Here is a 13,554-nt window from a genome sequence, read left to right on the forward strand (position 1 = left end):
ATCAATTCCCTCCTCGCTCTGGCCACTTGCCATAACACCTTGGCCGCCAACCATAACGTCTGCCTGTTTGCGCCTTGGAAGAATGCAATGGCCAAAAAACAACCACCGTTTTGCATGCAGCATAGCCAAGGAGACTACAGGTGTTTGAGACAACTCGATCAAAACACGCCACCCTTTCCCTGTCGACCTGTATCAGTGTACTGATCGGTCTGGGGGTCATTGTGGTGTTTGGCTGGCTGACCTTCAGTCTGCCATTGATGCAAATAAGCCCTGACTATGCCCCGATGCAAATGAATACGGCAATCGGCTTTCTGCTGTGCGGGATGGTTCTGCTGGCACTGAAAGACAACTACCCTCGTCTGCTTCAGATCAGTAGCTGGGTGCTGATCGCTCTGTCTACCATGACTCTGTTGGAGTATGTTGCCGGGATTGATCTGGGGATTGATCAGCTGTTACTGGAACATTATCTGGACACCAAAACCTCTCACCCGGGCCGCATGGCACCCAACACCGCGCTGTGCTTTCTACTGATTGGGTTATTCGGCGCCTATGTCCATCATCACTCAAAAAAAAGTCATCGCAAGCAGATAAAAAAAGGCTATATCTACCTGTTGCCTGCCATTCCTCTGGGATTATCCACGGTAACGCTCGCCGGTTACGCCATGGATCTGGAATCGGCCTATGGCTGGGGAACACTGACTCGCATGGCACTGCACACCGCATTGGGTTTTGCCATTATGTGCATCGGTATATTCACCTGGTTACACATCACCCCTGAAGTGAGCGGTTCATCGGCAGGCAAAGAAAAGTCCATTCACAGCCCCTGGTGGGTCTATCCATTAAGCGTTGCCATCCTTACCGCAACGCTGGTTCTGACACTGTGCCTCAACCAGTTCTATCAGGAACTGGAATCGCCTTTTATCAATTATCTGGAATGGGCCGTACTGGCCACAGGTATCAGCATGGCCGCGGGCCTTTATGCGGTGGGCAAGCTGACCCGAAAAAGCTATTACCAAAAAATCACCCGTCAGATTTATGCCGGCTACCTGCTTTTGGCGCTCGGTACTCTTGGTGCCCTCACATTCTATGCCTGGCTGCACAACAACTTTGAACAGGATGTCAGCTCCCGTTTTCATCAGGAAAGCATCGACAGTCGTGAAGCACTGATTGATGGCTTTTATCGCTATGAAAATGTCCTGCTGGAAGCGCGTGATGACCTCGAACTGTTTCCTGATATCACACAGGACACTATGAATCAGGTTTTCAAAGGGGAAATTGACAGGGCCTACAATGATCTGGGGTTTCTCTGGGCCCCCTTTGTCATGCACGAAGACCGCGGTGACTTTGAATCCCATATCCGGGCAAATGGCATCCCCGATTTTCGTATCGTAGATTTTTCAGAGGATCAGACCCGGCGCATGTTGGCGCCTGAACGTCCTTATTATTTCCCAACCACCTACACGGTCATCCATGTACCGGACGTTAACGACTGGATCGCATCACTGTCTTCCGGGCACCCTGGCCACGGCACAATCAAAGGTGGACTGGATTGGGCCATGTTCGATAATTCCATTGCACAGATTGCGCTGGCCATCAATCGCGACGGCGCCAGTGCGGCCCCTTTGGGGCTGACCCAACTACAGTCCAATGTGGTCAAAATTATTTTGCCGGTCTATAACCGCAGCCAGGATATCAGCTCTCTGGACGATAATTTCTCAGCCCTGCGCGGCGCCCTGATAGCCATCGCCAATATCGATCAGATTCTGGAAGAGCTCCTCGACGCCATTAACCCAAAAGGTGTGGGCTTCAAACTGAGCCATGAGCAGTTCACCTTCTACTCCAATGTTCCGGATGATTTTGACCCGGACAAAGTCGGCAATATTTTGCAGAACACGATGGACATTGAAATCCTCGGTACCCATTGGCAAATGACCACCTACGCGCTGGATAAAGACATCTACCCGCCCTGGTCCACCACAAATCTGATTATTGCCCTGATCATGTGGGTTTATATTGCCGGGGGCGTTTATTACATCTGGCGCCAAAGCCTCGACACCATCAAAACCCAATCCTTACAGGCCTATCTGCAAGCGATTGTTGGTGCCCTGCCAATCCCGCTCTACGTACACAAAAAAAGCGGTGAATTATTACTGGCCAATGAAGCAGCGCAACACACTCTGAACAGAGAAAACTTTAATCGACTGATCAATGACGATTTGCACCGACCTCTGAATCCGGGAGAAACCTTCGAAGACGAAATCGAGCTGGTGCATAGAGCGAATAATCTGAACAAACGTTATATCCGCCAGCTGGTCGATTACTCACTGCCTGATGGCACCCAGGGCACGGTTGGCGCGCTGTCCGATATTACCGAGTTAAAACAGGCAGAAGCCCGGGCAAAACTGGCGGCACGCTATGCCGATCAGGTTTTTGATTTGGCCCCGATGGCCATGGTGATAACCGACGAGCAGGGCCGCATAACCAAAATCAATCAGCATTTTACGGAAATGCTCGGTTACAGCTTTAAACAGCTCGAAGGTTCCAAGCTGAGCTCTGTGCTGCCAGGTATCAACATCGCCATCGAACACTTGATGCACAACAACCTTAACCATGGTCACACCATCGAACTGACACGGGCAAAAAACCACAACCCAGACATTGAGCTAAATGCCATCACGGCCAGCCGAGAAGTTCTCGCCATTGAGCTCAGCCTGGGGCTGGTTCACTTTGGCCATGACAACAAAATCATCACTGCGATCAAGGACGTTAGCCAGTCTCTGATCGTTGAAAAGAATCTGCGTAAAGCCAAGCAGGAAGCCGAATCGGCCAATCAGGCCAAATCGGATTTTCTGGCCACCATCAGCCATGAAATCAGAACCCCGATGAATGCCATTATCGGTATGACTACGTTGGCACTGGAAACAGATCTGACACCCAAACAACAGGATTATCTGAATAAGGCATCCAGCTCCGCCAGAAATCTGCTGAGGTTAATCAACGACATTCTGGACTACTCCAAAGCCGAGGCAGACCATCTGGAAATCGATGTTCACCCCTTTAACTTCCATCAGGAAGTATTGATGCACGTTGCCAACATCATTCGGGTAAGAGCCGAGGACAAAGCCATCGAATTCATTTTCGATACCCCGACTGACCTACCGACAATGATGATTGGCGATGCCCTACGCATCAATCAAGTGCTGATCAACCTGCTGGACAATGCGGTCAAATTTACCGACAGCGGTCAGGTTGAACTGCGCGTCACCGTCAAGGAACTTCATGGCAATGAGGTACTACTGAACATTGCGGTGGCCGATACCGGTATTGGTATGACAGCTCAGCAAATGGAGAAGCTGTTCGACAAATTCACCCAGGCAGACAGCTCCATCACCCGCCGGTTTGGCGGCACAGGATTGGGGCTTTCGATCAGCAAAAAGCTGGTACAACTCATGGGCGGTGATATTCGGGTCTCGTCGGTATTTGGTCATGGCACCACCTTCGAGTTTGACCTGAAGTTGCAACGCTCAGCTACCACCAGCGATACCCCCGTCGACGAGGCCAAAGCCTACCCGAACTTCAGGCGTGCGCTGGTGATAGACAACAATGACACAACCTTGAAGGTGATCAGCCGTCATCTGGAAAATTTCAAGATTGCCAACAACAGCGTAAGCAGTTACAACCAGGCCATTAATGAGCTGCAGGCCGACCACGGTTACGATCTGATCATTGTCGAAAGAAAGTTGGCCACACTGTCCGGTCAGGACATTGTGCAATGGCTCCAACGGCAGGAAAAATCGCTGCCCAGAATCATCATTCTCTCAGGCTCGGACATCCCAGAGCTGGAGAGCGATATCAGACACATGCCCAATATCAGCCTGTTGCGAAAGCCGGTATCACCCTCCTCGCTTTACGACACATTGATGGGGGCTTCTGCAGACAAACAACAAAACCTGTCTACCCCAATCGCCCGCGTCAATCCTCTGGCAGGGTGCCACCTGTTGCTGGTTGAGGACAATGAAATCAATCAGGAAGTTGCCATTGAATTTCTCCGCCACATCGACATCACCACCAGTGTCGCGGAAAACGGCCAGCAGGCACTGGAGATGCTCGAGCAACAGCCCTTTGATGGGGTGTTAATGGATATGCAGATGCCGGTAATGGATGGTCTGACGGCCACCCGTCGCATTCGCGAGTTGGATAAATTTCAGAATTTGCCAATCATCGCCATGACCGCTAACGCCTCGGAACAAGACCGGCACAATTGCCTCGAAGCCGGTATGAACGATCACATTGCCAAACCCATTCTTCCGGAGGTACTGCGAAGCACTCTGGAAAGCTGGGTTCAACCGGCTGGCCGTCACGATAACAAACCAGCCGAAGATTCGGTCCCGGATGACATTCACGACATCGATCAGAGCGCCACAGAAGCTCTGACAATTGAGGGAATCAACTACCAGTCGGCCCTGTATTATATGAACGATGACCATGCCTTTCTGAAAAAAATGCTGCTGCGCTTTGCCCAGGAACAGCGACAGTTACCGGCCATGATTCAATCCGCGCTGGAGTGCGGAGATCAGCAGGAAGCCAAGCGCAGAGCTCACACACTCAAAGGCCTGGCCAAAGGTCTCGGGGCAGACGCAGTCAGCGAACTGGCACTGAACCTGGAAAAAGCCATTGGCGAACACGGCGACACCCAACAACCTCTGGCGCAACTGGAATCCAGCCTCGGACAACTGACAGATAACATCCTGCAGGCCATTAATGCCCATCCTGCAAATGCAGCCGATGGGGTGTCAGCTGATGGCTCAACGTCAAAAGCCAAACCGGAACTGGCAACCGCGGCGCTGGATGAAGCTCTGACAAGATTGCGCGATCAGGTTTGTGACTGGGATACGGCGGCACTGGATACCCTGTCGTATCTCGATGGTTTTGCTTTACCTGATACCATCCAGACGCTGATTTTACAGCTGTCAGAACCGATCAAAGGTTATGACTTTGAAACCGCCTGCGATCTGTTCGACGCCTGTGATTGTAACCTGGGAGGTCAATCGTGATGAACACAACCCAGAACACCATGCCGTTCACAACTAAATACAGCATCCTGATTGTCGATCAACACGCTGAAGATCTGCATAGCTTGCGTAAGGCTCTGGAACCGGAGTTTGCCGTAAACGCCACCACTGACACAGACCAAGCACTGGATCTGACCTGGGAACAGCAACCGGACAGTATCCTGCTGACACTCAAGGTCGATCAGGGCAACAGTTTCAATGTTTGCCAGCAGCTCAAGCAAAACCCGGCCACCAGCCACATTCCGGTAATTTTCGTCGCCGACAGAGTTTGTGACCACAGTCAGGCCAAAGGAATTGAATTGGGTGCGGACGATTTTATTTACAAGCCGGCCCACGCCACCATCATCAACCGCAGGGTCAAACTGCATCTGGACAACGCCCAACAGCGGAATCGGGGGAATCAGTTGCAGGACATGCGGACAACCGTGGCGCAATCGCGGCCGGCAATGTTTCAACGACTCTGTCACACAGCAAAGTTCAAGAACGACACGGATGTGCACCTTGTCCGTATGAGCCACTATGCCCAGGCCATCGCTCTGGAATTGGGATTGGATGAAAGTCAGGCCAGTCTGCTGTTGGAAGCTTCATCCCTGCACGATATTGGCGTGGTTGGCATTCCGGATCACATTCTCAACAAACCCGGCAAACTCACTGCCGAAGAATTCGAGATCATCAAACGCCATCCGGAGATCGGTGCCAAAATCATCGGCGATGACAGCAGCCCACTACTGTCCATGGCCCGGGATATTGCTCTGAGTCACCACGAGAAATGGGATGGCAGCGGCTATCCGTCTCAACTCAAAGGGCGCCAGATTCCACTGCCGGCAAGAATCGTGGCACTGGCCGATGTATTCGATGCCTTGACTTCCAGCCGCCCTCACAAACAGGTTTGGTCGCTGGAACAAACCGTTAATTTTATCCGTGCCGAAAGTGGTCAACACTTTGATCCAGACGTTGTGGACGCGTTCTTTGCCGCCCTGCCGGTACTGGTGGAACTCAGGAATATTTATCATGACTAAACTCTGTACACTGGGGTATCTGCAGCTACCCTGAAGATACCGTCTATGGCCTTTCAGAGGATGATTCATGTCTGCCAGCAGCTTTATTCACCACCTGCGCTATGGTTGCCGGCATCTGCTTCAGGAAGGTCATGACATTGATCAATTGCTGGCGGGCAGCGGCCTCACCCCGGCACACCTCGAAGAAATCTATGGCCTGGCCAGTGCTGAACAGTTTCAAACCGTATTCAGCAATTACCTGAGCTGTGCCGGGCAAGAAGTCTCCTTCCAGCTGGCCAATAAATTGCGGCTGTCGGATCTTGGGCCACTCGGTTATCTGCTGTTGTCGTCTGCAACTCTGGAAGAGGCCCTGTACCACCTGCAGAGGTTCACGCCACTGATCGGCCCGCTACTGCAGTTGGATATGCGATTTGAAGGTGATTGCGCACGAATCCAGTTGCACTCGCCCAAATCACTGGACCCGGCAGTACATCGCTACACCGTGGAATATCTGATTACAGTATTCAACCGCTGTATGTCAGAGTTGCGTAGCGCCCCTTTGATTCCGGTTAAACTGGAGCTGATGCACAGTGAACCGGGCGCCAAACAGACATATTGCATGCTGCCAATCCGGGAAATTCTGTTCGGTCAAAACAGGGATTGCGTCTCCTACGCTCTGGCCGATCTGCGCCAGCCCCTGCCCTTTTCCGATCCGGAAATGAAAGCCTGCACCGAACAGCTCTGCAAACGATTGATGTTGAAACTGGAGCAAACCACCAGTTTTGGAGACAAGGTCAAAGCGATCCTGTCTGATCAACCGGGCGATTACCCGGACATCGGCAACCTTGCCGCTCGCCTGGATATGTCAGCCCGCAGCTTGCGCCGTCATCTGGCCGATGAAGGCACCAGTTATCAGGAACTGGTCAGTGAACACCGCCAGAATCTGGCCATTTCACTGTTGCGTTACGAGCACTTACCCATTCAGTCTGTCGCCTATGCCTGTGGCTTCAGTGAGGTACAAAACTTTTCAGCAGCGTTTAAACGCTGGAGCGGATTATCGCCGACCCAGTTTCGCAATCAACTTCAACAACCGTGATGGCGAATAACAAAACCGAATCGGACGACAACCCCATCGGACGAAAAGCCTTAGGTTAAAGGCGTAAAAAACACCTTATATAACCTGTTTGGCTTTCAGCTCGGCAACAAAGTCCGCATCCCAGCCAGAGGCAGCAATCAGCTCATCGCGGTTGCCACCGGCTATCGGAGCAACACCCACCTCGGGTTGATTCAAGCTGAGCTTGGGGGCCGGTGCCGGCTGTAACACGCCTTCGATTTCCAGAAATGTCTTGCGCTCGACGTTGTGCGGGTGTTCAGCGGCCTCGGTAAAGTTCAACACCGGGGCAAAACAGCTGTCGGTTCCCTCCAGCAATTCACACCACTGATCCCGGGTGCGACGACGGAACAGGGTCGCCAATTCCACCTTGGCCTTGTCCCAGCTGGCCGTATCCCATTGATTACTGAACAGCGGGTTATCGGTCAACTCCAACAGCTCTATCAACTGCTGGTAAAACTGCGGCTCCAGCGCACAGACATTGATAAATCCACCATCGGCACATTCATAGGTCTCACTCCAGGGAGCACCACCATCGGCCCAGCCGGTGCCGAACTCATCGGCAATCTGCCCGGTGTTGTTCATCATCATCAACAGACTCGACAAATACGCCGAACCGTCGGTAATGGCGGCATCCACCACCTGTCCTTCACCGGTCTGACCGGCATGATTCAATGCGCACATCACGCCCCATAACAGCATCATGGTGCCACCACCGAGGTCGCCCACCAACGTGAGCGGTGCAGTCGGTACGCTACCCTTGCGGCCGCCATACCACTGGGCACCGGAAATGCCGGTGTAGTTGGAGTCATGACCCGCCGCGTGTGACAGAGGGCCATATTGCCCCCAGCCCGTCATCCGGCCATACACCAGTTTCGGATTGCGCTGCAGACAGACATCCGGACCAAGCCCCAGTCGCTCCATCACGCCGGGGCGAAAACCCTCGAGCAGAATGTCGGCGTCCTCGATAAATTTGAGTGCAGCCTCGACACCCTCGGGGGCCTTCATGTCGATGCCAATGGATTTCTTGCCGCGGTTAAAGAACATGTGTTTGTTCATGTCATTCGCGGTGCCCATGGCGGCGGCCGCATCGGCGGCCGATTTACGCTCGATCACGATCACCTCGGCGCCCATGTCCGCCAACATCATCCCAGCACAGGGGCCGGGACCAATCCCCGCGATCTCAACTACTTTGATTCCCGCTAGCGGTGCTTTACTCATCTCACCCTCCTCGTGTTAGGCGATCAGAGAACGACCAATGATCAGTTTCATCACTTCACTGGTGCCGCCATAAATCCGCTGTACCCGAGCATCGGCCCAGGCGCGAGCCACCGGATACTCCCACATATAGCCGTAACCACCATGCAATTGCAGGCATTCGTCCATCACCTTGCCCTGCAATTCGGTGGACAACAGTTTGGCTTTGGACGCACCCACCGCATCAAGCTTGCCTTCCAAATGCAACTCCAGACAGCGATCGATAAACACCCGCATGGCGGTGATTTCGGCATCCAGTTCAGCCAGTTTGAATTGGGTATTCTGGAACGCCGCAACCGGACGATTAAACGCCTTGCGCTCTTTTACGTAGTTGACAGTATGTTCCAGAATGCCTTCACTGGAGGCCACAGCGCCGATGGCCACACTCAACCGCTCTTGAGGTAACTCACCCATCAGATAGAAAAAGCCAGCCCCCTCATCACCAATCAGATTCTGTTTTGGCACCTGGACATTCTCGAAAAACAGTTCAGAAGTATCCTGAGCCTTCATGCCCGCTTTTTTCAGATTCTTGCCACGCTGGAAACCCTCTGAATCGGCTTCCACCAAAATCAGACTGAAAGCACCGGCACCAGCTTCAGGATCCATATTGGTCTTACAGACCACAATCACCAGATCCGCCAATTGACCATTGGTAATAAAGGTTTTAGCGCCGTTGACCACATAGTGATCTCCGTCGGCTACGGCCGTGGTTTTAATGCCCTGCAAATCAGAACCGGTACCCGGCTCCGTCATGGCAATGGCGGTGATCAACTCACCGGTAAGGCAACGGGGAAGATACTTCTGCTTGAGCTCGTCGCTGGCATTGTTAAGGATATAGGGCACCACAATATCGGAGTGCAAACTTAAACCGGCCAAGCCGCTCAGGCCCAACCGTGAAATTTCTTCGGTAATAACGGCGTTGTAGCGAAAATCCACACCAACGCCACCGTATTCTTCGGTTACAGTCGGGCATAAAAAGCCATGTTCACCGGCTTTACGCCACAGACTGCGGTCGACCTGCCCACTCTCTTCCCACTGCTCGTGATAAGGAACAGCTTCCGCTTCAAGGAATTTACGAACGCTCTCGCGGAACTGTTCGTGCTCGGATTCAAACATTGATCTTGGAAACATAATTTCTCTCCAAATAATTTAATTTTTAGGTAACAAGAAACGCCAACCAATAATCAGCAACACCAGTGAATCAACAGCGACTTCTGCTCTGCCGAGCGTCTTGCCAGTTGTTCAGCCGTGTCGCCATAGGCGTCCTGCACCATTTCTCTTCGGACTTTCAGGGTGGGGGTTAAAAACTCATTGTTAATGGTCCAACCATCCTTGCAGATAATCACGGCACCAATCCGGGCGTGCTTGTCGGTCGTGGCATTTACCTGTTCCACGGTTTGGGCTATCGAGTCTTCAACATCGAGCTTGTCCTGATCCAAGGCAGCATCGGTTAACACTAACACCATCACGGTTTTAGACAGACCGCGTCCCAATAAGCAGCGTTGTTCCACCAACGCATTTTTCGAAAATTCGGACTCGATGGGCACAGGCGATACAAACTTGCCCTGAATGGTTTTGAAATAATCTTTCACCCGTCCGGTGATAAAGACAAAACCGTCTTCGTCAATCCGCGCCTTATCGCCGGTGTGCAGCCAACCGTCTTGCAGCAACTCCGCGGTTTTCTCCGGTTGCTGGTAATAACCCGGCGTCAGTCCCTGAGCCTTGATCAGCAGCTCACCTTCGTCTGAAAGTTTGCACTCTACTTCACCCAGCGGTTTGCCCACCGAGCCTAACCGGCAGTCTTCCGGGGTGTTGACGATCAGGGTCATGGCTTCGGTCTGACCAAATCCATCCATCAGTTGGATACCGATTTTCTGCCACCATTCAGTCAGGGATACCGGTGTCGGGGCTGATCCGGTCAAACAGAACTTAACGTCATTTAATCCGAGTCCTTCAACAATCAACGCCCCCACATCTTTGGGCATGGCATTGAAGGTACTGTCGAATTTTTCAATCCCGCCAAACTTGTCAATCACCGCATGTTGCAACTGTTCCCAAACTCTCGGCGCACCGAAAAAGAAATGGGGTTTGGCCCGTTGCAGATCGGTAATCAGGGTTTCTTTGGACTCGTTGAAAAACACCTCGCCGCCTTCACACAGAGAGGTAAATTCAACCAGTTGCCTTTCAGCCAGATGCGATAAAGGCAGATAGGAAAAATAACGGGGATAATCACCAAGATTGAGATACTGTTGACCCCTCACAATCGGTGTCAGATTACTTCGGTGGGTTTGTATCACGCCTTTGGGTTTACCCGTAGTGCCCGAAGTGAATACCAGAGAAATAACGTCATCGGCCTCACATTGATAAACACAGGTTTTATCCCTGCCTTCATCCACAAGCTGTTGCCAGGTCAAATCCGCTTCTTCCATCTCCACCCCCGGCAGAGAAATAATCAGGGTGTCGTCAGACAGCACCGGACGGACTTGGGCCCAATTCTCGGTATGGCCAACAAAGATGACTTTGGCTCCGGTAAATTCAGCGATGTACCCGGCGGTATCCGCGGTGTGGGTGGTAAACAACGGCACGGTGATATTACCCGAGGCAATGATCGCCAAATCAGACAGCACCCAATGGGCACAATTAGCGGAAAGCAACAGCATATTGGCGCCGTTACCAAAACGATGTTCCAATGCAGCAGCAACGTCGGTGATTTCGGTTCGAGCATCCGACCAGCTGTAATCGACACAGCTGTCGCCACGAAATTGTCGCAGCCAGATCCGGTCGGGCTGAGTCCTTGCCCAGTGGTTCAAATAATCGATTAAGGTATTGTGTTGCATGTTTGCCTCTCGTTCACTGTCAATTAATCCTGTTGCAAAAAAGGCCTGCTGCGGCCTAGGCCGACAGCAGGCAACACAACACAACTAATTAAACAGTTCACCGGCAGCCAGTTTTTCGGCCACCATGGCAGGCGCTTTGAAACGATCACCGTAGCGCTCAGACAGTTCATCACAACGATTGATGAAACGCTCTAGGCCATAGGTATTGATAAATTGCAGATAGCCTCCGGTCCATGGCGGCGCACCAATACCGAAAATGGAACCGATGTTGGCATCAGCCACAGTGCGCAGCACACCCTCTTCCAGACAGTTCAGGGTTTCAATCACGCAGCTGAACAGCAGGCGATCCTTGATATCCTGATTATCCACCGCTTCGTTGACTTCCGGCTTGAAGTACATTTCACGCAGCTTGGGCCACAGCACCTTGCCTTCATCGGTGTAATCAAAGTAACCACCGTCACCGTGATAACGGCCACCGCGGTTGTATTCGTGCACCAGTGTTTCACGCAACGCCCAGGCTTCGGGGTACTTGTCATCTTCCAGCTTGATCAGACCGGACTCCAGATGCGCTTTACGCACCTTCACCAACAGACTCAGGCTCACCTCATCATTGATGGCCAGAGGACCAATCGGCATGCCCACCGCCTTACCCAGATTATCGATGCGTATGGGGTCAATACCGTCGGACAACATCTGTGCCGCTTCGTTAAGCTGAGCGGCAAAGGCACGACCGGTAAAGAAACCCACCTTGTCGTTAACCACGATCGGGGTCTTCTTGATTTGCTGTACAAAATCGAAACCTTTGGCCAGAGTCTCGTCACTGGTCTTGTCACCACAAATGATTTCTACCAAAGGCATCTTGTCTACCGGCGAGAAGAAGTGCAGACCGATAAAGTTCTCTGGTTTGTCACTGGCTTCAGCCAATTGGGTAATCGGCAAGCTGGAGGTATTGGAAGCCCAGACACCACCATCGGCCAGTTGCGGCTCCAGATCTTTGGTGATTTTGTGTTTCAGACCCATGTCTTCAAACACGGCCTCTACCACCAGATCACAACCCGCCAGATCTTCGTTTTTGTCGGTAGGATGGATCAGGTTGAGCAATTGAGCCTTTTTGGTTTCATCGGAGCGACCACGACTGATGGCTTTATCCAACAACTTCTCGGAGTACGCCTTACCTTTCTCAGCGGCCTCCATGGACATGTCTTTCAGCACCACTTCGATACCCACTTTGGCAGCCACATAAGCGATGCCCTGCCCCATCATGCCGGCACCGATCACACCCACTTTTTTCACCTTGGACGTGTCAATACCCTGCGGTCGACTGGAACCTGCGTTGACTTCATTGAGCTGGAAGAACAGGGTGGAAATCATGTTCTTGGCCTGTGGCGAGGTGGCCAATGCCGCAAACTTGCGCGATTCCACTCGCTGGGCCGCATCAAAACCACTGGTGATGGCTTCTACAGCGGTTTCCAGAATGCTTTCCGGCGCGGGCATCAAACCACGGGCTTTCTGGCGCAGCATCTGGGGTGCTACCAAAGCAACCTGAGCAATTTTCGGGTTCATGATATTGCCGCCAGGGATCTTGTGCCCTTTGCTATCCCAGGGCTGTATAGAGGCTTGCGGATCGTCTTTGTTCTCCAGAATCCAGGCTTTGGCGCGGGGCACCAGTTGCTCCAGTTCCGCCACGGTCTCATGCACAAAACCAACTTCTTTGGCTTTGGCACCGCGCACTTTTTTCGCTTCCAACAGGAACGGCAACGCCCCCTGCAGGCCCAACAGATGGGTCAATCGGACCACACCACCAGCACCCGGCATCAGACCCAGTTGCACTTCCGGCAGCCCAATTTCTACGCTCTTGTCTTCCCAGGCAATGCGGTGGTTACACGACAGACACAATTCAAAACCGCCACCCAATGCAGCGCCATTAATGGCCGCGACTACCGGTACAGGCAGTTTTTCCAGACGGCGGAACATGTCTTTCAGTTTTTCAACGTTATCGAATACTTCTTTTTCCTGACCGGGCTGCATCGCCAGAATCACGTTCAGGTCACCACCGGCAAAGAAGGTTTGCTTGGCCGACGCAAAGACCACACCACTCAGATCCGATTCGTCTTCCAGACGGGCAACGGTTTCGGACATTACCCCTTCAAACTCTTCGTTAACCGCATTGACCGGACCGGTCATGTCCATAGTGATGGTAACGATACCGTCTTGGTCTTTTTCGTATTTGAATACACTCATTTTCTATTTCCTCTCAATTCAGCCTGTCGCTTTTATCC

The 13,554-nt window shown here is 52.3% G+C and carries 7 protein-coding genes; 3 read left to right on the plus strand and 4 right to left on the minus strand.

All coding sequences use genetic code 11. The features are described from left to right. The first annotated feature begins 140 nt into the window (after positions 1-140). The 3 genes from ACPXV9_RS05155 (at position 141) to ACPXV9_RS05165 (ending at position 7,166) form a co-directional block, all read left to right on the plus strand. Entirely contained in the window at positions 141-5,054 is a 4,914-nt protein-coding gene (locus ACPXV9_RS05155; RefSeq protein ID WP_423895187.1) for a response regulator, read from the plus strand. Next, positions 5,054-6,091: an HD domain-containing phosphohydrolase gene (locus tag ACPXV9_RS05160; RefSeq protein WP_423895700.1), complete on the plus strand. Its 1,038-nt coding sequence runs from the start codon at positions 5,054-5,056 to the stop codon at positions 6,089-6,091. Before ACPXV9_RS05155 ends, ACPXV9_RS05160 begins: the two co-directional genes overlap by 1 nt. Before the next feature lie 67 nt (positions 6,092-6,158). Next, positions 6,159-7,166 (plus strand): AraC family transcriptional regulator ligand-binding domain-containing protein, encoded by a 1,008-nt coding sequence (locus tag ACPXV9_RS05165; protein WP_423895189.1) that lies wholly within the window; start codon positions 6,159-6,161, stop codon positions 7,164-7,166. Between the two features lie 75 nt (positions 7,167-7,241). On the opposite strand, the gene ACPXV9_RS05170 is transcribed toward ACPXV9_RS05165, so the two are convergent. The 4 genes from ACPXV9_RS05170 to ACPXV9_RS05185 form a co-directional block, all read right to left on the minus strand. Then, positions 7,242-8,402 carry a CaiB/BaiF CoA transferase family protein gene (locus ACPXV9_RS05170; protein ID WP_423895191.1) on the minus strand — a complete coding sequence of 387 codons (1,161 nt, stop codon included), beginning with the start codon at positions 8,400-8,402 and terminating at the stop codon, positions 7,242-7,244. Between the two features lie 15 nt (positions 8,403-8,417). After that, positions 8,418-9,569: an acyl-CoA dehydrogenase family protein gene (locus tag ACPXV9_RS05175; protein ID WP_423895193.1), complete on the minus strand. Its 1,152-nt coding sequence runs from the start codon at positions 9,567-9,569 to the stop codon at positions 8,418-8,420. Positions 9,570-9,622: 53 nt separating this feature from the next. Further along, the gene (locus ACPXV9_RS05180) at positions 9,623-11,275 is read right to left on the minus strand and encodes an AMP-binding protein (protein WP_423895195.1); all 1,653 of its coding nucleotides are present in this window, start codon (positions 11,273-11,275) and stop codon (positions 9,623-9,625) included. Positions 11,276-11,359: 84 nt separating this feature from the next. Continuing rightward, entirely contained in the window at positions 11,360-13,516 is a 2,157-nt protein-coding gene (locus ACPXV9_RS05185) for a 3-hydroxyacyl-CoA dehydrogenase NAD-binding domain-containing protein (protein ID WP_423895197.1), read from the minus strand. Positions 13,517-13,554 lie beyond the last annotated feature (38 nt).

Origin of the sequence: Candidatus Pelagadaptatus aseana (assembly GCF_040362265.1) — a bacterium.
Lineage (GTDB): Bacteria > Pseudomonadota > Gammaproteobacteria > Pseudomonadales > Cellvibrionaceae > Pelagadaptatus > Pelagadaptatus aseana.